Raw genomic sequence first — 22,536 nt, forward strand, 5'->3', positions numbered from 1 at the left:
AAGGTTCGTCGAAATGCTCAGCGATGCCGACCAGGCTCTGCTTTCCCTGCTGCGCACCAATGCGCGCGCCTCGACCGCAGAACTGGCGCGGCGGCTCGGCGTCTCACGAACGACGGTGCAAAGCCGGATCGAGCGGCTGGAACAGCGCGGCATCATCGCCGGCTACGGGGTCAGGCTGTCGCCGGATTACGAGCAGGGGCTGGTCAGGGCGCATGTCCTGCTCACCGTCACCCCCAAGCTTGCCGACAAGGTGGTGCGCAGCCTGCAGGCGCTGGCACCGGTTCGCACGCTGCACTCGGTCAGCGGCAATTTCGACATGATCGTCATCGTCGAGGCGCCGTCGATCAGGGATCTCGACACGCTTCTCGACCAGATCGGCGCCATGGACGGAGTCGAGCGCACGTCGTCGTCGATCATCCTGTCGACGCGGATCGACCGCTGAGCGGGCTGGTGTCGCGGGTCCAGATGCTGGCGGGACAGCGCCCCCCTCTGCCCTGCCGGGCATCTCCCCCTCCAGGGGGGAGATTGGATGTCACCGCGGCTTTCGCCAATCTCCAAGGTGGCTGAATGGATGCTATCGGCGAAGCTGCCGATCTCCCCACTAAAGGGGAGGATGTCCGGCAGGACAGAGGGGGGCGCGAAGGATCACCAAGGGCGGTGATCGTTCTGGCGTTACCGCAGCAAAGCGATATAGGCTTTCAAAATGTGGATCGATGGCGTGCAGCCGCCCCCTATCTCTCGCAGCATCGCGCGTTCACCCAAAGAACCTAGACAGGAGGCCTCCTTGCCCAAGCAGTGTTTTGGAAAATCCCATGTGCCATTGTCGCCGGCGGTCAGGGCCGGCGATTTCGTCTATGTCTCGGGCCAGGTGCCGGTCGGCACAGACGGGCTGGTGGTCAAGGGCGGCATCGCCGAACAGACCGAGCAGGTGCTGTCGAACGTCAAGGCGGCACTGGCGCTGGCCGGCTGTACCCTCGACGACGTAGTCAAGACGACGGTCTGGCTCGAAGACGCCCGCGATTTCGGCATTTTCAACACCGTCTATGCCAGGCATTTCCCGAAAGACCCGCCGGCGCGCACGACAGTGGAGTCGCGGCTGATGATCGACATCAAGATCGAGGTCGAGGCCGTTGCCTACAGGCCGGCCTGACGGGAAAATGGAGACAGGCGCGATGCAATTCGATCTCCTGATAAAAGGCGGCCGCCTCATCGATCCGGCCTCCGGCCTCGACGCGCAGCGCGATCTGGCGATTGCCGACGGCCGTATCGCCGCGATCGACACCGAAATCCCATTCGAACGTGCCGCCCGCGTCATCGATGCCACGGGCTCGATCGTCGCGCCGGGCCTGATCGACCTGCACAGCCATGTCTATTGGGGCGGCACGTCGCTCGGCGTCGATGCCGACCGGCTCGCCGCAAAGAGCGGCACCACCACCTTCATCGATGCCGGAAGTGCCGGTGCCGGCAATTTCCTCGGCTTTCGCCGCCACGTCATCGAGCGCTCGAAAGTCCGTATTCTGGCTTACGTCAACATTTCCTTTGCCGGCATATTCGGCTTCTCGCAGACCGTGGCGGTCGGCGAGTGCAGCGACCTCCGGCTCTGCGAACCGCGCGAGACCGTAGCGGCGGCTCGCGAGCACGCGGACGTGGTTGTCGGCGTCAAGGTCCGCTCGGGTCGCCATGCCGGCGGCACCAGCGGCATCGCGCCGGTCGATCTCGCGCTCGAAGCCGCCGACAAAGCCGGCCTGCCGCTGATGGCGCACATAGACGAGCCGCCGCCGGGCCGCTCGGAAGTGCTGCCGCGGCTGCGCAAGGGCGACATCCTCACCCACTGCTTCCGGCCGTTTCCCAACGCGCCGGTCTTCGCCTCGGGGGCGGTGCGGCCAGATATGCGGCTGGCGCGCGAGCGCGGCGTCATCTTCGATATCGGCCACGGCATGGGCTCGTTCGATTTCGAAGTGGCCAAGGCGATGCTCGGCGAGGGGCTGGCGCCGGACGTGATCAGCAGCGACGTGCATCTCTACTGCGTCGACGGGCCGGCCTTCGACATTCTGGTGTGCATGTCGAAGCTGCTGGCGCTCGGCATGCCGCTGGTCGAGGTGCTGCGCGCCGCGACACAGCGGCCGGCCGAAGCGATCGCCAGGCCCGATCTCGGCAGGCTGGCGGTGGGTGCGGTCGGCGACATCGCGGTGCTGCGGCTGCGTCCGGGCCGCTTCACCTTTGTCGATTCGGTCGGCGCCTCGCTGGTCGCCGAGCAAAGGCTGGTCTCGGACGGAATCGTGGTCGGCGGCAGCTGGTGGCCGAACGAGGCGGTGGACGATCTCGGCGAGACCGAACGCTTCGAAGCGCATGCGCACGACACGCATGTCGAGGTGGCGAGCCGGCATTTCGGGCGTGGGTGATCTCCCCCCTTGAGGGGGAGATGTCGCCGAAGGCGACAGAGGGGGTCGGTTCGACTGGGCTCGCTTCCTGCAACGGACGGAGGTTGGCGCTCGACGCGCCGCGACCCCCTCTGGCCTGCCGGCCATCTCCCCCTCGAGGGGGGAGATCACAGCTTCACCGCCCCGCCGCTCCATAAACCGGCGTCGCAATGCCTTCCATCCTCGCCTTGATCTGCAGCGCGACGTACTTCGAATAGAAGCGCGACAGCGCCAGATTGCCGCCGTGGAACCACAGCGCTTCCTGTGCCGTCGGCTTCCACATGTTGCGCAATTCGCCTTGCCACGGACCCGGGTCGCCTTTCACGCCCGAGCCAATCCCCCAGCACGGGCCGACCTTGTCGGCGACTTCGCGCGAGACGATCGCCGCCACCGTTTCGTTCATCGAGAGATAGCCGGTGCAGGCGATGATTGCGTCGGCCGCCAGTTCGGTGCCGTCGTCGAAGAGGATGCCTGTCTGCGTCAGCGACTTGATCCCGACGCCGCTGCGGATGCCGATCTCGCCGTCGATGATCAGGTCGCAAGCGCCGACATCGATGTAGAAGCCCGAGCCGGTGCGGTAGGCCTTCATCAGGAGCCCGGTCTCGTCGTCGCCGAAATCGATGGCGAAGCCGGCGCCGCGCAAACGATCGTAGAAGGCCGCGTCGCGCGCCTTGATGATGTCGTAAAGCGCCCGCTGGCCTTGCGGCAGCAGCGCGAACGGCGTCGAGGCGACGATCATGTCGGCCTTCTCGGTGGTGATGCCGCGGGCCAGCGCCTTTTCCGAAAAGATCTCGAAACCGATCTCCATCAGCGTGTCCGACTTGACCACCGTCGTCGGCGAGCGCTGGACCATCGTCACCTCGGCGCCGCTCTCCCAGAGGTCGACGCTGACGTCATGGCCGGAACTTGCGGCGCCGATGACGGCGACCTTTTTGCCGCGGAATTTCTCGCCGCTGGAATACTGGCTGGAATGCAGGATCTCGCCGTTGAAGACATCGGCACCCGGCAGGTCGATGCGCCTGGGCGGGCCATAGGCGCCGGTCGCAAAGACGATATGCTTCGGCTTTAGCGTGATGCGCTCGCCGGCGCGATCGAGTTCGACCGTCCAGACCCTTTCGGTCTCGTCATAGGACGCGCTCACGCATGTCGTGGAGGTCCAGTAGTTGAGCTCCATGACGCGCGTATACATCTCCAGCCAGTCGCCCATCTTGTCCTTGGGCGTGAACACGGGCCAGTTCTCGGGAAACGGTATGTAGGGCAGATGGTCGTACCAGACCGGGTCGTGCAGCACGAGCGAGCGGTAGCGATTGCGCCAGGAATCGCCGGCCTGAGCGTTCTTCTCGATGACTATGGCCGGCACGCCCAATTGCCTGAGCCGCGCCCCGAGCATGATGCCGCCCTGGCCGCCGCCGATGACCAGGCAATAAGGCTGCTGGCCGGCGCCGAGTTCACGTGTCTCGCGCGCCCTCGCCTCCAGCCAGGTCTCGCGCTCCGGATCGGCCTTGTGGCGGACGCCCAGCGGCCGCGCCGGGCCCTTGCGCTCCTCAAACCCCTTGAGATCGCTCATCGCGGTAAACAGTGTCCGGCATTTGCCGTCCCTGAGGCGCATGATGCCTTGGCCCCACGCCGATGACGTCTCGAAAGAAAACCAGGCTTCGATCGTGCCTTCGTCCGAAGTCGCTTCGCCGCTGAGCTGCCACCGGGCAGGTTTTGTCGTTGCCAGCGTCGCCGCCAGCATGTCGCGGATCGCGGCGCGGCCCTCCATCGTCCTGACGTTCCAGGTGAAGGTCAAGAGATCGCGCCAGTAGCAGTCCTCGACGAACAAATTGGTTGCCGCCTCGACGTCGCCGGCCTCGAGCGCCCGGGCAAAGGAATCGAGCCAGGTGGCCGCCTGTTTCGTCGGTGCGATGTCGAGCATCTGTCTTCCTAACTTCCAGTGGCCTTTGCGCTGCCCTCATTCTTACCCTTTCCCGGATCTTTGCGGGAGAGGGTGAGGGCAGCGCAAACAGTCCGGAAGCTAAGGGCGCAGCGTAGGCCGAAGCGACTGCCGCTGCCGTCAGGCCCGCGCGCGGGCCTGATCCGAACCGCTATCCAGCCATGCAAGATCGTCCGGCGAAAGTGAAATGTCGAGCGCCTGGAGGCTGTCTTCCAATTCGTCGAGCGTGCGCGGCCCGATCAGCGGGACGGACGGAAACGGCTGCGCCAGCACATAGGCGAGCGCGACGTGGATCGGGCTTTTGCCCAGCCGTCTGGCGAGCTCGATGGCGCGGTCGCGACGGCCGAAATTCCTCTCCGAATACCAGACCCGGACCAGCTCCTCATTGTCGCGCCGGTCGCGGCCGGCGCGGTCGGTGAAGAAGCCGCGGCCCTGGCTCGACCAGGCGAAATTCGGCATCTGCCGGGCGGTAAGCCAGGCCTTCCATTCGTCGCTGGAGGAGGTGACGCAGCCTGCCCAGATCGGCTCCAGCATCTCGGCCAGCGAGAAATTGTTGGAAAGCGCGCCGGGCTTCTGCTTGCCGGTGCGCTCGGCGTAGGCAATCGCCTTGTCCATGCGTTCCATCGTCCAGTTCGAGCCGCCGAACGGACCGCGAATGCGGCCGGCCTTGACCTCGCGGTCCATCGCATCGACGAATTCGTCGACCGGCACGTCCGGATTGTCGCGATGCATGAAATAGACGTCGATATGGTCGGTCTGCAGCCGTTCGAGCGACTGGGTGAGCTGCTTGCCGATGACGTCGGGATAGCAGAGCGGCGAGTGCGCGCCCTTGCCGATGACCACCGACTGCTCGCGCACGCCGCGGTTCTTCAGCCACTGGCCGAGCAGCGTCTCGGTATAGCCGGAACCGTAGACGAAGGCGGTGTCGAACAGATTGCCGCCGGCCTCGAAATAGGCATCGAGCAGGATGGCGCCCGACGAAAAGGTGCGGAAATCCTCGAAGCCGAGCGCCAGGCACGAGGCCGGCCGCGGCAGGCCCGGAATGCTGCGCTTGGGGATGGCGGTTCCGCCGGAGCGCAGCTTCCGTCCGGAGATCGTGTTGACGCGCTTTGCCGGTTTCTCGATGTCGTATTCGAGCCCGATCGCGGCCCGCCATTTGTCAAGCACGCGCAGATTGCCGAGACTGTCGGCCCAGCCCATGCCGGGCCAGGCGAACTCCTGCTTTCCGCCGAGAATTGCCTCGCCGGCGGCGTCGACCTCAAATGCGTACAGCCAGCCGTCTTCCGTGACCTCGACCACCTCGGTGTCACCCGGACGGATGATGCGGATTTCGCCGGTGCCGCCTTGCTGGCCGCCGGCATACCAGAAATCCGCCACCTCGATGCGGCCTTTGCTGCCGACAATACGCAAGACATTGTCCTGAGCGAGCGAGATGCTGCAGGACACTTCCGCGACGATGCCGCCCGGAAAATGCAACAGCGCCGACGCCCATTCGTCGACGCCGGATTGGCCGAGATGCGCAGCGCCGACGACTTTGTCCGGCTCGGCGAAGGGCTTTCCCACTGCTGCGCCGGCAATCAGCCGCGCCATCGAGACGGGATAACCGCCGACATCGAGAATGCCGCCGCCGGCGAGATCCTTGGCGTAAAGCCGGTGCTCCGGCATGAAGCCCGGCATGGCGAAGCCGAAGCTGGATTTGATCATCTTGATGTCGCCGATCGCGCCGGCCCTGATCAGCTCGACCAGCTTGGCCGTCTGCGGATGCAGCCGGTACATGAAGGCTTCGCCGAGAAAGGTGCCGGCCTTGCGCGCGGCATGGATCATGGCGTCGGCTTCGAATGCGGTCAGGCCAAGCGGCTTTTCGCAAAGCACGTGCTTTCCGGCCTCGGCCGCCTTGATCGCCCATTCGGCATGGCTCGGATGCGGCGTCGAAATATAGATCGCGTCGACATCCGGATCGCCAACCAAAGCCTCGTAGCCGTCCAGGATGCGGGCGCCGGGGAAAGCCTCGGTGAGCCCCGCCTTGCCGGGATTGCGCGCCCCTAAGGCGACCAATGTGCCGGTGCGCGAATGGGCGACGCCCCCGGCAAAAGCCTTGGCGATGTTGCCGGGCCCGAGAATGCCCCAGCGAACTTTTTCTGGTTTGGACGTCATGTCAAATCTCCGTGGGGTGGCCGCGAGCAATCGCGATCGGACAAAAGAAAGATGGGTTAGCGAACGCGTGCGCCGGTGGCGTCGAAGAGAAGCGAGCGGTCGGCTTTGATCGACACCACCAGGTCGTCGCCGTTCGCGCGATGCCGCGAGGCCTCGCGCTCGATGATCAGTTCCTCGCGTCCGCCCCCGGTACCGGAATTGGCATAGACATAGCTCACCGATCCCAAGTGCTCGGCGACGTCGGCCTTGAGGGTAAGGTCGCAATCGCCCTGGCCGGCGTCGAAGAAATGCTCCGGCCGCACGCCAAGCACGACATCGCCGCCTGTTGCAGGCAAGGCATCCGAAAGCGGCTTGCGCAGTCGCGCGCCGCGATGATTGACCAGTTCGACGACCGCCGCACCGTTGTCGGCCCCGACCATTTTTGCCGCCAGGAAGTTCATTTTGGGCGAGCCGACGAAGCCGGCAACGAAGCGGTTGGCGGGGTCGTCGTAGAGATCGAGCGGCGCGCCGATCTGCTCGATATTGCCGGCGTTGAGCACGACGATCCTGTCGGCCAGCGTCATCGCCTCGGTCTGGTCGTGCGTCACATAGACCATGGTAACGCCGAGTTCCTTATGAAGGCGCGATATCTCGACGCGCATCTGCACCCGGAGCTCGGCATCGAGATTGCTGAGCGGTTCGTCGAACAGGAACACTTGCGGCTCACGCACGATGGCGCGGCCGATGGCGACGCGCTGGCGCTGGCCGCCCGACAATTGCCGCGGCCGCCGCTTCATCAGCTCGGCGATGCGCAGGATTTCGGAAGCCCGCTTCACCCGCCGCTCGGTATCTGCCTTGGGGTTGCCGGTCATTCTCAGGCCGAAGCTCAGATTCTGCTCGACCGTCATGTGCGGATAGAGCGCGTAGGACTGGAACACCATGGCGATGCCGCGATCGGCCGCCTCGACGTCGTTCACCACCTTGCCGCCAATGGCGATCTCGCCGTCGCTGATGTCCTCGAGCCCGGCGATCATCCGAAGCAGCGTGGACTTGCCGCAGCCGGAAGGGCCGACGAAGACGACGAATTCGCCGTCATCGATGTCGATATTGGCGCCGTGGACGATCTCGAAGACGCCGAAGCGCTTGATGACGTTTTTGAGTGTGACTGCCGCCATGCTGATCCTTACTTGATGGCGCCGGCGGCGATGCCGGCAACGAAATGGCGCTGCAGAAGCACGAACACGACGAGCATTGGCGCCGTCAGCATCACCGCGCCCGCCATGATGCCGCCCCAGGACACCTTGGTGAGACCGATCAGCGTGCCGAGCGCCACGGGCGCGGTCATCGCGCCCGGCTTGGAATTGATCAGCAGCGGCCAGAGATAGTTGTTCCAGGAGGCAAGGAAGAGGATGATGGCGAGCGCCGCCAGCATCGGCCGCGCCAGAGGCAGTGCGACGAACAGGAATATCCGCCATTCCTTGACGCCCTCGACCTTGGCGGCGTCGAACAGCTCGTGCGGCATCATCGAAAAACTCTGCCGCATGAAGAGCACGCCCAGCGAATTGAACAGCGGCGGCACGATCAGCGCCACCCAGGTGTTGGCGAGCTTGAAGTCGCGCGCCACCATGATGAATTGCGGGATCAGCACGACCGCATAGGGCAGCGTGATGGTGCCGAAGATGATGGCGACGACCATGCCCTTGCCGAAGAAGTTGTAACGCGCCAGCGCCCAGCCGGCCATCGAGGTCAGCATCACCGATAGGAAGGTATAGGTCACCGCCACCGAGACGGAGATGCCGATGGCGCCGATGAAATTGGTGCCGCGCTGCAGATTGCTGACATTGTCGAGGAAATTGCCATGCGGCAAAAGCTCGATGTCGGGGCTGAAGATGCCGTTGTCGGGCATCGTCGAAAAAACCACCATCATCCACAGCGGAAACAGCCAGACCAGCGCCAGCGGCGTCAGGAACAGATGCAGCGCGATGCTGCGTCCCAATCTGGCCTGGGAACGGCTGACTCTTGAGTGCGAGGTCATTTCGGTTCCCTCGTCAGCCATATCTGCACCAGCGAAATGGCAATCGCCAGCCCGGCCATGGTGTAGGCGACGGCCGAAGCGTAGCCGAAATTGAGCGACCGGAAGCCCTGGCGGTAAAGCAGCAGCCCGAGCGTTTCGGTGCCGCCGCCCGGCCCGCCGCGCTCGGTGATCAGGAAGGGCTCGGTGAACAGCTGCATGGTGCCGATGATCGACAGCACGGCGCAGAACACGATGATCGGCTTGAGCAGCGGCAGCGTGATGTAGAAGAACTGTTTGACCTTGCTGACCCGGTCCAGGGTCGCCGCCTCGTAGACATCCTCGGGAATCGACTGCAGGCCGGCGAGCAGGATGATGGCGTTGTAGCCGGCCCAGCGCCACGTCACCGCCATCATGATCACCGCCATCGCCGGGGTGACGTTGGTAAACCAGTCGACACTGGGCAGGCCGATGCTGTTCAGCAATTTGTTGATGATGCCGTAGTCGAGATTGAACATCAGCCGGAAAACCGCCGAATAGGCGACCTCGCCGACCACGACCGGCGCGAAGAAGGCAAAGCGGAACAGGCCACGGGCCTTGAGCAGTGGCGAATTCAAAAGCACCGCCATCACAATCGCCAGCGAAATCATCACCGGCACCTGGATGACAAGGATCAGCAATGTGTTCTTCAAGGCATTGAAGAAGGCCGGATCGCCGATCAGCCGGCCCCAGTTGAAGGTCGGCGCGAAGCGCCACGGCACGGTGCGCGTCGCCTGGAACGAGATCAGGAAGGAATCGATGATCGGCCACAGCCAGAAGATCGAAAAAATCAGCAGATACGGCGCGAGGAAGCGATACGCCGTGGCGTTCTGGTAGCGCATCGTTTTTCCTCCTTTCTGCTTTCAAGTTCTTGCCTTCTCCCCTTGTGGGAGAAGGTGGATCGGCGCGTAGCGCCGAGACGGTTGAGGGGTGATGGCCGGAGTGCCGCCGGCGCCAAGCTGGAGCACCCCTCATCCGTCGCCTTCGGCGATACCTTCTCCCACAAGGGGAGAAGGGGAGCCGCGCGCTCGGAGCCGCCTCGTCTAGATCACGACTTGACCGGCAGGCCGGTCGCCGCGGCGATCTGGCTTGCGGCATCGTCGAGAGCTGCCTTGGCGTCGGGATAGCCGCCGGCCAGATATTTGGTCTGCACCGCGCGGATGATGATTTCGGCGTCGCTCTGGAACGGCGTGCCGCGGCTGGGGACGACCTTGGGCAAGGTGCCGAGGATGTCCTTCCACACGGCCTGGCCACCCCAATAGGGCAGGCCTTCGGAGACATAAGGGTCGTTGAGCGCCGAGATCAGCGACGGCACCAGGCCGAAGCCTTTCAGCATGGTGATCTGGCCCTCATTCGTCGCAAGCGTGTATTTCAGATAGGCGTAGGCGGCTTCCTTGTTCTTAGACACCGAGGTGATGGCGAGCGAGGAGCCGCCGAGATTGGCGGCGCGCGGACCGTCGGCGGTCAGGCTCGGCATCAGATAGACGCCCCATTTGCCTGCCCCATCGGGCGATTCGGTGCGCACGGTGCCTTCATACCAGCCGCCATACATCTGCGTGGCGACCTTGCCGGCGGTGTTGTTGGTGATCTTGGTGCTCCAGTCGGCAGAGGAAATGATGCCGGCATCCTTCATCTCCTTGATCTTGGTCATGGCATCGACGCATTTGGGCTGGTTGACCGTGATCGATTGCCCGTCGGCGGAGAAGTAGGCGCAACCCTGCTCATTGGAGATCATGCGGAAGAATTCGGAATCGCCGTTGAAATCGGCGTTGGTCATCGTGACGCCGGGATTGGCGGCCTGGATTTTCTTGGCGGCGGCGATGAAGTCGTCCCAGGTCTTGATCGAGGACGGATCGACGCCAGCCTTCTCGTAGAAGTCGCGGCGGTAGAACATCGCCACTGGACCGGAATCCCAGGGCATCGCATAGGCCTTGTCGTCAACCTCGAGCTCGGTACGCTTGAAGTCGGGGAATTTTGCCTGGTCTTCCGCGGTGTAGCCGAGCGTATGCAGGTCGACGAAGCAATCCGGGAACTGGCTCCAGTAGTTTTCGGCTTCGCCGTTCTCGATCGTAACGATGTCAGGCAGCCCCTCGCCGCCGGCGGCACAGCCGGCGATTGATTTGTCGTAGGTCGGCTGGTTGCCAAGGTCCTCGACCGTCACCTTGATGTCGGGATACTGCTTGTTGAAGCCCGCTATGGTGGCCTTCAGCGACGAAGCGGCGATATTCCAGCTCCAGATCGTGATTTCACCGGACTGCGCAAAGGCCGGGCTGGAGCCCAAGGCAAGCGCGAGCGCGGCGCAGGTCAATTTTATGCGCATTGAAATCCTCCCATTTCAGTTGCTCTCTGTTTGCGAGCGTGGCTAGACTAGGCCTCGGGAAAGCCTTGTCCGCGACAAAGGGAATAAGAAATGAGCGGAAAGTAAGATGCCGGAAAGGCCGTTTTACCAGCCTGGCGCCAGCAGCGTGGAGGGCCTGCCGCTGCTGCTGCAGATGTTCCACACCCAGCCCCTGGTGATGCTAAAGCCGCATTGGCACGCCCAGGTCGAGGTGAATTTCATCGTGCGTGGCGCCGTGCATTACCGCATGGATGGGCACGGGCTTTCACTTTCTGCGGGTGACATGTGCCTGTTCTGGGGCGGCCTGCCGCACCAGATGGACGAAGCGTCCGACGATGCCATCTATGCCGGCGCGCATTTGCCGCTGGTGCATTTCTTCCGGCTGCATTTGCCCGTCGATGTCCGCAACAGGCTGATGACCGGCGCGACGCTGGTGACCGACGCCACCGACCGGTCGGACGACCACAATTTCGAGCGCTGGAATCGCTATGCCCGCTCCGGCGACCCGGTCAAGGCCGAGCATGCCGTCAACGAGCTTTTGCTGCGGCTGGAGCGGGTGCGCTTCGAGCCTTACCGGCTGGTGCCCGAAACCCCGGTCGAACAGGAGATAGGCAGTCCCTTCGATCAGCAATCGCTGCGCAATGTCGGGCGCATGTGCGACTTCATCGCCGAGAATTTCCTCTACGAGATCGATTGCGTCGACATCGCCGCGGCGGCCGATATCCATCCCAAATACGCCATGAGCATATTCAAGAAATCGACCGGCATGACGCTCAATGAATATGTGAACTTGCTGCGCCTCAGCTACGCCCAGGCGCTGCTGATGCATCAGGATGCCAATGTGCTGCGCGTCGCCATGGAATCGGGCTTCGGCTCGCTCAGTGCCTTCAACAAGTCGTTCCGCAAGCTTTCCGGCATGTCGCCGTCGGATTTCCGCAGGGGCGTGGCCGGCGCCAGATAACGGCTGGATTCAAGCGATAATATCCAGGCGCCTCGGCAGGCGGTTCATCGGCGACGGCCCGTTGGCGGTGATCAGGAACTGGTCCTCGAGATTGAAGCTGGCGAGACCGTCGATGTAGAGCGGGATCTCGAATGCCAGCACCATGCCGGCCTCGATCACGACGTTGCTGTCGGCCGAGATGAACGGCCATTGCTCGGAAAACACGGAATTGCCGACGCCGTGGCCGAAATGGCCGCGGCGATAGGAACGCAGGCCCTGGCGCGCCAGGCTTTCGCTGGCGGCGCGATGCACGGCGGCTAACGGCTTTCCGGGCATAAGCGCGGCAAGCCCGTCGGCGAAGGCGCGTTCGGCTATCGCATGCAATTCGGCCTGTTCGGGCGAGGGCGGCCCGAAGGTGAAATTCCGCGACATATCCGAGGCATAGCCGTTCACGCTGCACACCATGTCGGCCTTCAGCGGATCGCCGGCGGCGGCGACGACGTCGGCGCCTTTTGGGCGAGCGCCCAGCGTGACGTATTCCGCCGTCGAGATTTGCTGCGACGACCCGGCGGCTGCATCCGCGACGCCTTGCCGGTAAAGCGCGACCAGCTCAGACTGACGCATGCCGGTCGTCGCATGCTGCTGCAGCCGCGACAGGCCGGCCTCCGACAGGGCGATGCCCTGCTGCAGAAGGTCGATCTCGCTCTGCGATTTGATTGCCCGCAGCCTGTCGAGAACCGGCGAGCCGTTGACCAGGGCAGTGCCCGGCAACATTGCCTGCATCGCGGAAAAATCGCTGGCCGAGACGAAATCCAGCTCGATGCCGAGCGTCGCACGCTCCAGCCCGAATTCTGCGAGGATCGTTTTCAGCTCGCGGACGGAGCGGGCAAGCTCGAAGGTCGCCGGACGTGAAAAACCGGGGGCGCGGCCAACTAGGCCGGCCTCGATGCGCTGCGCAACAGGCCGGTCGGCCGTCGCCGGCTCGAGCGACACCGATTCGATCCAGATCGCATGCGTGCGCAGCACGGCGCCGGCCATCGCCGCCCGGAGCTGGGCAGCCTGGAAATCCGCCACCACGACGCCGATCGGCAGGTCGCCTCGCTTGGGAATAACGACGAAACCGGCGCCGGCCCGGCGGAACAGGCCGGCCGGGCCGATCCAGGCACCGGTGGCATATTGGAACGCCTCGGGCTCGCAAAGCATCAGCGCCTCGATGCCGGCGCGCTGCATCAGGTCAGTTGCGCGCTCGCGGTCGACAAAGCCGGTCATGGGATCTCCTCGAATGCACTCGAATCCGACGCCGATGCGGCGGCGTTTGGTCTTAGCGTAGCTTCAGTGCCGCCGTGGAGCAGCTTTTTTCTGGAAGCGCTGTTCACCTTGAGAGTTCGTCGTCGGGAAACGAAAAAAGCCGCGGCGAACCACGGCTTTCAACGCGACAAGTGGTCTGTTTCGAATGCTTACTCGGTTTCGTCAGAGGTGTCGTCGGCAGTGTCTGCCGCGTCTTTCGCGGCCTTTCTATCCAGCGCTGCCTGCAAGGCCAGCGTAGCCTGCGGTGAGGCCGGTGTCGTGGCAACGACCGCCATTGCATGAGCAACGCCGGTCGTCGACTTGTCCTTGGCCGCGGCGGAAGTGGCGGCTCCGTGTCCCTGCGAGCCGGCCCCGGCCGAGTTTCCGCCGTTACCGTTGCTGCCGCCATTGCCGTTGCCATTGCCATTGCCCCCGGGAGCAGCGAGTACCGGAGATGCGACAAGGGTGAGAGCGGCTACAGTCGCGAATAGACAGGTGCGCGTTTTCATAGTTCCTCCTTCGAGTCGCCCTCCCGCCAGGATGGGTTTCAGGTGAAAAACGTCAGGACTTTCGAATCCGAAAGTCGGCTGTTACCTAGCTTTGTTCAAATACAGTATTCTACAAGACGGACCTTGGTCCGAAATCGATACGCAAAAGTCCTGGATTTTATCGACAGCGTACTTCGGACGACCGCAGCGGCGGGATTTTTGCTGCCGGCAGATCCGGCGCCGCTACAGCGCAGTGTGCGTCGGCTGACATGAGGCTAGGGTCGAGGAAACCTAGCTGCTCGGCTATCGGTGACTGAGGAACATTCCACATTTCGTGAAGTTGGGAGCGCAGGCGCGCTTTTGAGGTGCCAAAATGTTTGATGCCGGCGGGCTTTTGGGAGGAAGCCATGATCCGCGTCACGCCTGCATTTCGTATTTCGCGCCACATTTTTTTCCGGTTCGTCCTCAATCTCGAATATATATGGAAGCCGAATATTACCTGCGCGGTACAACCGGAAAAGGGATCGAAGACTCGGATGCTGGCCCGAAGGCCGGCGCTGTCGTTGGCGGCAAACAGGTCAGCTTTGACACGCCTGCAATCGGCGAGTTCATGCGCCCATGGCGTCCAAAAAGCTAGTGAGTTCAATTGGCTCGCCCGAAAAGAGTCGAACTCCTGACCCCTAGATTCTGGTCTGAGAAGTCAAGATCTAGGCGGTTCGAACGTGTCCCCTACTCCGTCAACGCTCCGGCTTCCCACCGCCAAGGCACATCATGGTTTAGGAGCTTGGCTTAGACGCCCGGAGTGAAGTACCCAGCCCATACCTTGTTCCATTCTGGAGTTTCCACGTTTTTCGCAGCGGTCAAGGCCGCCGAGAATCCGAGATGGTCAATACCAGTGAAATGATGCAGGTTCTTCTGGACCACGTGGCAAGCAGACCGCTGAGCAGACGTAGCTTCCTGGTTTCAGCATATGGACCCTCTTTGTAATACGAATTGAAAATTGCGCCCTCATGTTTCAGAACAGGTCGGTAGACCCGCGAGGATGATTTCGAATCCTGCGGGTCGCTCACGGTCCTCAAGGCGAGAATTCTAAGAGACGTTCAACAATGACCCAGCACGCAGAAAACGCTCGAATTCTCATGTACAGCCACGACACGTTCGGGCTCGGCCATTTGCAGCGCTGCCGGACTATCGCGCATTCGCTGGTCGAGGATTTCCGCGGACTTCAGGTGCTCATCATTTCGGGTGCGACTATCGCTGGCGCCTTCGATTACCGCGCCCGTGTCGACTTCGTGAAGATCCCCAGCGTCATCAAGCTGCGCAACGGCGAATACACCTCGCTGGAAAAGGACATCGATCTGCATGAGACGCTAAGGATGCGCCAGTCGATCATCCGCCATACAGCTGAGACCTTCCGGCCCGATATCTTCATCGTCGACAAGGAACCGCTCGGCCTGCGCGGTGAGATTGAGGACACGCTGTCCTACCTCAAGACGCGGGGCACCACGCTGGTGCTTGGCCTGCGCGAGGTGATGGATGCGCCGCATCTGCTCGAAGCAGAGTGGGCGCGCAGAGACGTGATGCGCAAGATAGGCGTCTTCTACGACAAGGTCTGGGCCTATGGTCCGCCGGATTTCTACGATCCGTTGACGGGCTTGGATGTGCCCCCGGCTGTCAGGGCAAAGATGAGGTTCGTCGGGTTCCTGCAACGGAGCCTGCAACGGAACGAGTTGCCCGGCCACCGGCCCGAGGGCGACTATATCCTCGTTACTACCGGTGGCGGCGGTGACGGCGCCGATCTGATCCACGACGTCATCGATGCCTATCAGCAGGATCCGCAATTGCAGCATAGAGCCCTGATCGTGCTTGGGCCTTACATGCCGGCGCGCAAGCGCAACAAGCTGCTCAAGAAGGGGTCCAAGATCCCTTACATCAAGATCATCGAGTTCGACAACCGCATGGAAGACCTGATTGCCGGCGCCAAGGCGGTAGTGGCGATGGGCGGCTACAACACCTATTGCGAGATACTGTCTTTCGACAAGCCGGCGCTGATCGTGCCGCGCGTCGAGCCCCGCCGGGAACAACTGATCCGCGCACGGCGCGCAGCCGAACTCGGCCTCATCGAGATGCTTTTGCCGGAAGAAGCCGAGGACTCCCGGCGGTTTGCCGATGCACTGAAGGTGCTGCCGGACCGGCCCCGCCCATCGCAGAGCAATCCGCATCTGACGCTCGAAGGGCTGCCTCATATTTCCGAAATCGTCGCGGAACTGCTCGACCGGCGGGCCGGCCATCACCTTTCGGTCATTGAAGGAATGACCTGAGTTGCAACATCGCAAGATCGTCGTGGTTCTGAAGGGTTATCCGCGGCTGTCCGAAACCTTCATCGCGCAGGAACTGCTCGGTCTTGAGCGTGCGGGGTTCGACCTGATACTCGTCGCGCTCAGGCGGCCGACCGACGAAAAACGCCACCCCGTGCATGACGAGATCAAAGCGCCCGTCCATTATCTGCCGGAATATCTGCATGAAGAGCCGCTGCGCGTGCTTCGCTCGCTGTTTGCCTGTCTGCTGCGTCCGGGCTTCTGGCGCGCGCTCGGATGGCTGGCTGCCGATATGCCCCGCGACTTTACGCGCAATCGCGCGCGGCGCTTCGGGCAAGCGCTCGTGCTGGCGGCCGAATGGCCGGAAAACGCGGGCTGGCTGCATGCACATTTCGCGCACACGCCTGCATCGGTGACGCGCTATGCCAGCCAGCTTCGTGGCCTGCCGTGGACCTGCTCGGCCCATGCCAAGGACATCTGGACTTCGGCGGACTGGGATCTGGCCGGCAAGCTTTCCTCGGCGCGCTGGACGGTCACTTGCACGAAAACCGGCTTCGACCGTCTGAAAAAACTCGATAACGGCAACTCGTCCGTGCATCTGAGCTATCATGGGCTCGACCTTGATCGCTTCGGCAGTTTCGGCGAGGCGCGAAAGCAGCATGACGGCTCGGCTCCGGACGAACCGGTTGTCGTTCTGAGTGTCGGGCGCGCCGTTGAAAAGAAAGGTTACGATACGTTGCTGGAGGCCCTTGCCCTGCTGCCCGGCGATTTGGCGTGGCGTTTCGAGCATATCGGCGGCGGCGAAGAATTGGAACGGTTCAAGGCGCTGGCGCAAAAGCTCGGCCTGGATGGTCGCGTCTCTTGGAAAGGCGCGCTTGCGCAGGAGGAGGTGCTTGAGCACTACCGCCGCGCCGACATCTTCGCCCTGGCCTGCAGGATCACCGCAAATGGCGACCGCGACGGTCTGCCGAATGTTCTGGTGGAGGCGGCTAGCCAGCGGCTTGCCTGCGTGTCGACCGATATTTCCGGCGTGCCGGAGCTTTTATCGTCGGATGAAACCGGGTTGCTGGTTCCGACGGAAAACCCGCTTGCCCTGGCACGGGCGCTGGAGCGCCTGATCCGTGATCCCGTGCTCCGCGACCGCCTCGGCGACGCCGCAGAGCGGCGCGTGCGCGGCAATTTCGATCATATGGCAAGCATTGGACAGCTCAAGGAACTGTTCGAGCGGGAGTGGCGGGCCGCCGAATGAAGCGGCTGCGCGCTTTCTTCTATGTCCAGCACCTGCTCGGCATCGGCCATCTCGCGCGCGCCAGCCGCATTGCGGCGGCTCTGGTCGATGACGGGTTTGACGTTACCGTCGTGACCGGCGGAGCGCCGATCGCCGGGTTTCCGGGACTGGGTGTACAATCTGTAACCCTGCCACCTGTCACCTCCGGTGATGAAGGATTTTCGGGACTTGTCGACCTGCAAGGCAACCCGATCGACGATGATTTCAAGAAATGGCGTTCAGAGATGCTGCTGCAGGCATTCCGGGATTGCAGGCCTGATATCGTCATTGTCGAGGCGTTTCCATTTGGACGCCGGCAGATGCGTTTCGAACTCTTGCCGCTGATCAAGGCCATCGACGCGACGTCGCCCAGACCGCTGCTGGCGACGTCCGTCCGTGATATCCTCCAGGAGCGCGTCAAGCTGGGCCGAAACGAGGAAACGGTCGATCTCATCAACAGGCATTTCGATCTTGTTATGGTCCACGGCGATCCGGCTTTCGCAACCATCGACAAGACATTTCCACTGGCTGGGGCGATCAGGGCCGAGGTCACCTACACGGGGCTCGTTGCCGCGCCGCCATCGCCCGCGGCCTCCGAGCGCTTCGACGTTCTGGTGTCGGTTGGCGGCGGGGCTGCCGGAAAGAGCCTTGTCAGATCCACCATCGCAGCGGCGCGGAATGCCAACAACGCTTGGAAATGGTGCTTGATCACCGGCCCAAACCTGCCGAAAGACGAGTTTGACGCGATCGCACGCGATGCCACGCCAGGCCTGTCCATCTTCCGGTTCCGCGAGGATTTCGCCAGCCTGCTGACCGGCGCCCGCCTGTCAGTCTCGCAGGCGGGTTACAACACGGTCTGCGATGTCCTGCGCGCGGGTTGTCGCTCCCTGCTCGTCCCATTTGCAGCCGGCGGGGAAACCGAACAGACGGTTCGCGCCCTGATGCTCGAAGAACTCGGTCTTGCAACGGTGCTGATGGAAAAGGATCTGACGCCTGAAGGTTTGGCGCAAGCGATCGAACAAGCGCTTGTGGAACCGACGCCATCCGCGCATCGTCTCGATCTGGAAGGCGCGCGTCGCTCCGCGCAAATCCTGCGCGAGCGGCATCGAACATGGTCCCTAAATGTGGGGCCCGGTTTCGGAAAAGTTCATGATTGAACAGACGATAGATCCTAGAGCGGTTCATCGTTTCACGCAGAACCGCTGTGTCTCTTTGTTTTGACGCAATTCCGGACGGAAAGCCGTTTCCACACTTTCCTGCAAATGCTCTAACGCGCGTCGCGCCTGGTGAGATTCGTGCGACGCGCTTCAAGTCCTGTTTTTATGCGTGTCGTTGTCCCAAACCGCTACGCGCTTTTGGGCGAAATGCATTAAACAGTTCCAATCAGCATGAAGCGCGTATAATTTTTTGTCGGCAGTTCGCCGGAGAACCGCACCTCCCGCAGCGCCGCCATTTCCTCGAAGGCTGCAAGCGAAGCCACGCAGTTGATGTGCGTCGGCTCGCTGAAATAATCGTTCGATTGCAGCAGTACATTCGTGCCCGGCGGAAGCAGAGCAAGCCAGGCGCGCAGATCGGCTATGTGTTCGCAGCTCGTATTGATCATCAGATCGGGCCGCCCGGCCGCATAGTCGAGTGCGTACATATCTGCCGTCAGCGCCCGGAACCGGTCGCCGGCTTCCCGGTTGAGGGTCCGGGCGACCGGCGCGACTTCGGGATCGATGTCGATACTATCGACCGCCGCGATGTCGAAGCGGGCGTCGTTGAAAAGCATTGCCGGCAATACGCCGTACCATCCACCCAGAACCCATATGCGTCCGAAGCGGCCGCCGCCGCTTTCGAACAGCCTGTCGAGCGCCCACATCTTGCAGGCGACCTGCTTGTGGTTGAAGGCGTTGGCGATATCGGCCTTCGGATGCTTGGCGACGACCCGCGCCAGCCCTGCCACGAGAGGGCAGTTGACATAAGCAGCAATTCCCCGCGTGAGGTCTAAGGCTTGCTCGTGCCAGTCCATGGCATTGCGTGGTTGCGTGACATCCATCATAATTCGTCTTGTATGTTGGGATTTTGGGCGACACAACGCAATCTTGCCTCCCGCAAGACTGTTTGATTCCGCGGACGTGATCATGCTGCAAGCCGCTTGGCTATTGCCCGGTGCCGGAGAGAGCCTGTTGCATCTGTCCGGATCATCGGCGTCCATCCGCCAGCACCAGCCGCGCAGCTGCGGCCTCGTGCCGCTCGGCTGTTCGCCAAAGCCCTACGAAAGCCGCGGACCGTTTGGCCAGCCGCTGTCTTCGCCGATCAACAATGCCCATGTCGATGCCATCGACCATGCGTCGGAACTGGATCGCGCCGCCTCGCAGGTTTCTTGCATCGTTGAGCGCAGGACAATGTCCGTGCACAGCAGCTTCGAGCTTGTCGTTGGCGATGAAGAAATTGCCGATACGCCATTCGCCAGCAGGTGCTTTTACATCCTGCATCCTTCCAACTGAAGGGTCCACAGTCGCATATGGAAGCCAGCCTAGCCCGCTATATCTGGACGCACACCAAGAAGCAGCAACTCTGGATATTGATGATCGTCGTGCTTTCGATGATCCCGTATTTCATGTCCTTCGACCTGCCGAAGCTGATCGTCAACGGACCGATCCAAGGTCGCGGCTTCGAGCAACCGGGCGCGACCCAGCCATTCATGAGGCTACACTATAACCTGCCGTTCGTTGGAGAGGTCCAGTTCTTCTCCGGTTTTCAGCTCGACCGCAAGGAGACCCTGTTTGCCCTGAGCCTTGTGTTCCTCTTGCTAGTCGTCATCAACGGCCTGTTCAAATTCTACATCAACACCTACAAGGGCCGCCTCGGCGAACGCATGCTGCGGCGTATCCGCTTCGATCTGGTCGACCGTGTGCTGCGTTTTCCGCCGGTTTATTTCAAGCGGGTGAAATCCGCCGAAGTGGCGACCATGGTGAAGGACGAGGTGGAGCCGCTGGGCGGCTTCATCGGCGACGCCTTCCTGCAGCCGGTACTGCTCGGCGGCCAAGCGCTGACGGCCATGCTGTTCATCATGATCCAGAACGTCTGGCTCGGAATGATAGCGGTCGTGATCGTGGCGATCCAGATCGTGCTCATCCCGCGAATGCGGCGGCGGCTGATCGTGCTCGGGCGCCAACGGCAGTTGACGGCGCGCGCGCTTTCGGGCCGGGTTGGCGAAATCGTCGACGGCATCGGCGCGGTTCACGTCCACGATACATCAAACTACGAGCGCGCCGACATAGCTGCCCGGCTCGGGCTCATCTTCAAGATCCGCTTCGATCTTTACCAATGGAAATTCATGGTGAAGTTCCTCAACAATTTTCTCGCGCAGCTCACGCCCTTTCTGTTCTACATGATCGGCGGGTATCTGGTCCTCGAGGGGCGGCTGGACGTCGGCCAGCTCGTGGCTGTGATCGGCGCCTACAAGGACCTGCCCGGACCGATGAAGGAACTGATCGACTGGGATCAGGATCGGCAGGATGTCCAGGTCAAATATCAACAGGTCGTTGAACAGTTCACCGTCGAGGGTCTCATCGCGCCGAAAATCGGGGCATTGACGATCGACGATCCCGATCCGATGACCAAGCCGCTGTCGGCGATCAATCTGTCCGTAGCAGACGATGGCGGTGCAATGCTCCTCAACCGTATCTCCCTCCAGGTCAAGCCGGGTGAGACGGTGGCACTGGTCAGTACCGCAACAGGTGGAGCGGAGGCGCTTGCAGAAGCCTTCGCGCGGCTGACCTGGCCGGACAGCGGAAGGGTCGCTTCGGGCACCGACGACCTGCTTGAACTCCCCGAAGCAGTAACCGGCCGGCGCATGTCGTATGCCTCGTCGGATGTTTTCCTGTTCCAGGCAAGCCTCCGCGACAACCTGCTCTACGGGTTGAAGCATGCGCCGCTGACATCGGTGCCTTATGACGGTGCTGCGGCAGATCAGCAACGCTGGAACATTCACGAGGCGCGCCGGTCGGGCAATCCGGATCTTGATATCCACAGCGACTGGATCAACTATGCTTCCGCTGGCGCTACCGGCCCGCACGACCTCTTTGAAGCCGTGCGCCGGGTGCTCGACGCGGTTGTTCTGTCGCGTGACATTCTGGATCTCGGCTTGCGCTCTTCGGCCGACCTCACGCGTCACACGGAGCTTGCCAGGCGGATCGTCGAACTGCGTGCGGCGCTGCGGACCCGGCTGGAACAAGAGGGGCTGAGCGGACTGGTGGTTCCTTTCGAACCGGGCGCCTACAACAAGGAAGCAACGATCGGCCAAAACCTGCTCTTCGGCGCTGCCGCCGGCCCTGAACTGGCCGACAGGGCGCTGGCGGCCAATCCCTATTTTGCTTCCGTGCTGAGGCAAGCCGGCCTCGACCGAACGCTCTACGAAATGGGCTTGGAGATCGCCAAACAGGCGATCGAGCTGTTTGCCGACCTGCCGCCCGATCACCAGTTCTTCCAGCAGCTCGCCTTCATGAGCGCGGAGGAGATACCCGCCTACGAAACCTTGCTGCAACGGCTCAAGAACCGTCCCTACGAGGCGGTTTCGGAAAACGATCGCGCCATGATCGTTACCTTGAGCTTTGCCTACATCGAGCCCCGGCACCGCTTCGGCCTGCTGAGCGACGAGCTGATGAGCAAGATCGTCGCTGCACGCAACCGGTTCTATGAAGACCTGCCGCCCGAGCTGCACAATGCGGTCGAACGGTATGATCCTGCCAAATACATTGCCGCGGCCACCGTCATGGATAATGTCCTGTTCGGGCGTGTGGGCAACAATCATCCCGACGCGCCCGACCGCATACGCTCCATCGTCTATGACATTCTTGACGAACTGGGGCTTTATGGCGAACTTCTGGATGTCGGCCTGGACTTCAACGTCGGCTCCGGCGGCAGGCGGCTGACCGGTGGACAGCGACAGAAGCTCGATGTTGCCCGAGCCTTGCTCAAGCGTCCCGATTTTCTCATTCTCAACCGGCCGCTATCGGCGCTCGACCAGCGCATGCAGGATAAGGTGCTGCGAAATGTGCTCGAGGAAGCCAGGCGCGACGGCCATTCGCCGGCAATTGTGTGGGTCGTGACGAGTCCGGCAATGGCGATGATGTTTGATCGCGTTATCGTCTTCGACTCGGGTCAATTGGCGGAAGACGGAACACACGAGACACTTTTGGCAGGGAACGGTATCTTCAAGGAACTGTTGTCATAGAGCAACGGATATTCAGCTGGGATCATTCTGCCGGTGCACGACATCGGGCTCGCCACCTTTCGCGTGGTTTGTCTCGCCATCCCGGAAAGAGAATTGATTCCATCGGGGCGTCCGTTGCTCTAGTCTGGCAAACGCGAA

The 22,536-nt window shown here is 62.3% G+C and carries 18 protein-coding genes and 1 pseudogene; 10 read left to right on the forward strand and 9 right to left on the reverse strand.

Features of this window, described 5'->3' with window-relative positions; genetic code table 11:
* Positions 1–13: 13 nt before the first annotated feature.
* The 3 genes from NKJ81_RS23540 to NKJ81_RS23550 all read left to right on the forward strand — a co-directional run bounded on the left by NKJ81_RS23540 (position 14) and on the right by NKJ81_RS23550 (position 2,402).
* Positions 14–442 (forward strand): Lrp/AsnC family transcriptional regulator, encoded by a 429-nt coding sequence (locus NKJ81_RS23540; protein ID WP_352474012.1) that lies wholly within the window; start codon positions 14–16, stop codon positions 440–442.
* A gap of 342 nt (positions 443–784) precedes the next feature.
* Positions 785–1,150 carry a RidA family protein gene (locus NKJ81_RS23545; protein ID WP_023675940.1) on the forward strand — a complete coding sequence of 122 codons (366 nt, stop codon included), beginning with the start codon at positions 785–787 and terminating at the stop codon, positions 1,148–1,150.
* Positions 1,151–1,172: 22 nt separating this feature from the next.
* Positions 1,173–2,402, forward strand: a complete 1,230-nt coding sequence (locus tag NKJ81_RS23550; RefSeq protein ID WP_352541925.1) for an amidohydrolase/deacetylase family metallohydrolase — start codon at positions 1,173–1,175, stop codon at positions 2,400–2,402.
* Between the two features lie 154 nt (positions 2,403–2,556).
* Here NKJ81_RS23550 and NKJ81_RS23555 read toward each other — a convergent pair whose 3' ends face one another.
* The 6 genes from NKJ81_RS23555 to NKJ81_RS23580 form a co-directional block, all read right to left on the reverse strand.
* Positions 2,557–4,338 carry an NAD(P)-binding domain-containing protein gene (locus tag NKJ81_RS23555; RefSeq protein ID WP_352541926.1) on the reverse strand — a complete coding sequence of 594 codons (1,782 nt, stop codon included), beginning with the start codon at positions 4,336–4,338 and terminating at the stop codon, positions 2,557–2,559.
* Positions 4,339–4,476: 138 nt separating this feature from the next.
* Entirely contained in the window at positions 4,477–6,510 is a 2,034-nt protein-coding gene (locus tag NKJ81_RS23560; protein WP_352541927.1) for an aldo/keto reductase, read from the reverse strand.
* 56 nt (positions 6,511–6,566) lie between these two features.
* Positions 6,567–7,664, reverse strand: a complete 1,098-nt coding sequence (locus tag NKJ81_RS23565; RefSeq protein WP_352541928.1) for an ABC transporter ATP-binding protein — start codon at positions 7,662–7,664, stop codon at positions 6,567–6,569.
* Positions 7,665–7,672: 8 nt separating this feature from the next.
* On the reverse strand, positions 7,673–8,524 hold the full coding sequence (locus tag NKJ81_RS23570) for a carbohydrate ABC transporter permease (protein WP_023675945.1): 852 nt from the start codon (positions 8,522–8,524) through the stop codon (positions 7,673–7,675).
* A complete protein-coding gene (locus tag NKJ81_RS23575) occupies positions 8,521–9,381 on the reverse strand; it encodes a carbohydrate ABC transporter permease (RefSeq protein ID WP_254817930.1) in 861 nt (286 codons plus the stop codon). Before NKJ81_RS23575 ends, NKJ81_RS23570 begins: the two co-directional genes overlap by 4 nt.
* A 206-nt stretch (positions 9,382–9,587) precedes the next feature.
* Positions 9,588–10,859, reverse strand: coding sequence for an extracellular solute-binding protein (locus tag NKJ81_RS23580; protein WP_023675947.1), 1,272 nt, complete (start codon positions 10,857–10,859; stop codon positions 9,588–9,590).
* 106 nt (positions 10,860–10,965) lie between these two features.
* Between NKJ81_RS23580 and NKJ81_RS23585 the strand changes: the two genes are divergently transcribed.
* Positions 10,966–11,838 carry a helix-turn-helix domain-containing protein gene (locus tag NKJ81_RS23585; RefSeq protein ID WP_352541929.1) on the forward strand — a complete coding sequence of 291 codons (873 nt, stop codon included), beginning with the start codon at positions 10,966–10,968 and terminating at the stop codon, positions 11,836–11,838.
* Between the two features lie 9 nt (positions 11,839–11,847).
* On the opposite strand, the gene NKJ81_RS23590 is transcribed toward NKJ81_RS23585, so the two are convergent.
* Positions 11,848–13,086 carry a M24 family metallopeptidase gene (locus tag NKJ81_RS23590; protein WP_352541930.1) on the reverse strand — a complete coding sequence of 413 codons (1,239 nt, stop codon included), beginning with the start codon at positions 13,084–13,086 and terminating at the stop codon, positions 11,848–11,850.
* 188 nt (positions 13,087–13,274) lie between these two features.
* Positions 13,275–13,613: a hypothetical protein gene (locus NKJ81_RS23595; RefSeq protein ID WP_023675950.1), complete on the reverse strand. Its 339-nt coding sequence runs from the start codon at positions 13,611–13,613 to the stop codon at positions 13,275–13,277.
* A 386-nt stretch (positions 13,614–13,999) separates the two neighbouring features.
* Here NKJ81_RS23595 and NKJ81_RS23600 point away from each other — a divergent pair.
* From NKJ81_RS23600 to NKJ81_RS23615, 4 genes and pseudogenes are all read left to right on the forward strand, one after another.
* A pseudogene (locus NKJ81_RS23600) lies at positions 14,000–14,208 on the forward strand (hypothetical protein); the annotation flags it as partial.
* 490 nt (positions 14,209–14,698) lie between these two features.
* Positions 14,699–15,913: a glycosyltransferase family protein gene (locus NKJ81_RS23605; protein ID WP_352450264.1), complete on the forward strand. Its 1,215-nt coding sequence runs from the start codon at positions 14,699–14,701 to the stop codon at positions 15,911–15,913.
* 1 nt (position 15,914) lies between these two features.
* Complete coding sequence (locus NKJ81_RS23610) at positions 15,915–17,159, forward strand: glycosyltransferase (RefSeq protein ID WP_352541931.1); 1,245 nt, start codon at positions 15,915–15,917, stop codon at positions 17,157–17,159.
* Complete coding sequence (locus NKJ81_RS23615) at positions 17,156–18,334, forward strand: glycosyltransferase family protein (protein WP_352491730.1); 1,179 nt, start codon at positions 17,156–17,158, stop codon at positions 18,332–18,334. Before NKJ81_RS23610 ends, NKJ81_RS23615 begins: the two co-directional genes overlap by 4 nt.
* A gap of 212 nt (positions 18,335–18,546) precedes the next feature.
* Here NKJ81_RS23615 and NKJ81_RS23620 read toward each other — a convergent pair whose 3' ends face one another.
* Complete coding sequence (locus NKJ81_RS23620) at positions 18,547–19,215, reverse strand: class I SAM-dependent methyltransferase (RefSeq protein WP_352470917.1); 669 nt, start codon at positions 19,213–19,215, stop codon at positions 18,547–18,549.
* Positions 19,216–19,300: 85 nt separating this feature from the next.
* Here NKJ81_RS23620 and NKJ81_RS23625 point away from each other — a divergent pair, with 85 nt between their 5' ends.
* On the forward strand, positions 19,301–19,666 hold the full coding sequence (locus NKJ81_RS23625) for a hypothetical protein (protein ID WP_352470896.1): 366 nt from the start codon (positions 19,301–19,303) through the stop codon (positions 19,664–19,666).
* A gap of 17 nt (positions 19,667–19,683) precedes the next feature.
* Positions 19,684–22,398 (forward strand): ABC transporter transmembrane domain-containing protein, encoded by a 2,715-nt coding sequence (locus tag NKJ81_RS23630; RefSeq protein WP_352500819.1) that lies wholly within the window; start codon positions 19,684–19,686, stop codon positions 22,396–22,398.
* Positions 22,399–22,536 lie beyond the last annotated feature (138 nt).

The organism is Mesorhizobium sp. M0018 (genome assembly GCF_040323955.1).
Taxonomy (GTDB): domain Bacteria; phylum Pseudomonadota; class Alphaproteobacteria; order Rhizobiales; family Rhizobiaceae; genus Mesorhizobium.

Excerpts from the sequence above, each read along its gene's own strand:
- NKJ81_RS23540 (WP_352474012.1), top strand. The coding sequence starts at position 14 with ATGCTCAGCGATGCCGACCAGGCTCTGCTTTCCCTGCTGCGCACCAAT.
- NKJ81_RS23550 (WP_352541925.1), top strand. The coding sequence starts at position 1,173 with ATGCAATTCGATCTCCTGATAAAAGGCGGCCGCCTCATCGATCCGGCC.
- NKJ81_RS23555 (WP_352541926.1), bottom strand. The coding sequence starts at position 4,338 with ATGCTCGACATCGCACCGACGAAACAGGCGGCCACCTGGCTCGATTCC.
- NKJ81_RS23560 (WP_352541927.1), bottom strand. The coding sequence starts at position 6,510 with ATGACGTCCAAACCAGAAAAAGTTCGCTGGGGCATTCTCGGGCCCGGC.
- NKJ81_RS23565 (WP_352541928.1), bottom strand. The coding sequence starts at position 7,664 with ATGGCGGCAGTCACACTCAAAAACGTCATCAAGCGCTTCGGCGTCTTC.
- NKJ81_RS23570 (WP_023675945.1), bottom strand. The coding sequence starts at position 8,524 with ATGACCTCGCACTCAAGAGTCAGCCGTTCCCAGGCCAGATTGGGACGC.
- NKJ81_RS23575 (WP_254817930.1), bottom strand. The coding sequence starts at position 9,381 with ATGCGCTACCAGAACGCCACGGCGTATCGCTTCCTCGCGCCGTATCTG.
- NKJ81_RS23580 (WP_023675947.1), bottom strand. The coding sequence starts at position 10,859 with ATGCGCATAAAATTGACCTGCGCCGCGCTCGCGCTTGCCTTGGGCTCC.
- NKJ81_RS23585 (WP_352541929.1), top strand. The coding sequence starts at position 10,966 with ATGCCGGAAAGGCCGTTTTACCAGCCTGGCGCCAGCAGCGTGGAGGGC.
- NKJ81_RS23590 (WP_352541930.1), bottom strand. The coding sequence starts at position 13,086 with ATGACCGGCTTTGTCGACCGCGAGCGCGCAACTGACCTGATGCAGCGC.
- NKJ81_RS23595 (WP_023675950.1), bottom strand. The coding sequence starts at position 13,613 with ATGAAAACGCGCACCTGTCTATTCGCGACTGTAGCCGCTCTCACCCTT.
- NKJ81_RS23605 (WP_352450264.1), top strand. The coding sequence starts at position 14,699 with ATGACCCAGCACGCAGAAAACGCTCGAATTCTCATGTACAGCCACGAC.
- NKJ81_RS23615 (WP_352491730.1), top strand. The coding sequence starts at position 17,156 with ATGAAGCGGCTGCGCGCTTTCTTCTATGTCCAGCACCTGCTCGGCATC.
- NKJ81_RS23620 (WP_352470917.1), bottom strand. The coding sequence starts at position 19,215 with ATGGATGTCACGCAACCACGCAATGCCATGGACTGGCACGAGCAAGCC.
- NKJ81_RS23625 (WP_352470896.1), top strand. The coding sequence starts at position 19,301 with ATGCTGCAAGCCGCTTGGCTATTGCCCGGTGCCGGAGAGAGCCTGTTG.
- NKJ81_RS23630 (WP_352500819.1), top strand. The coding sequence starts at position 19,684 with ATGGAAGCCAGCCTAGCCCGCTATATCTGGACGCACACCAAGAAGCAG.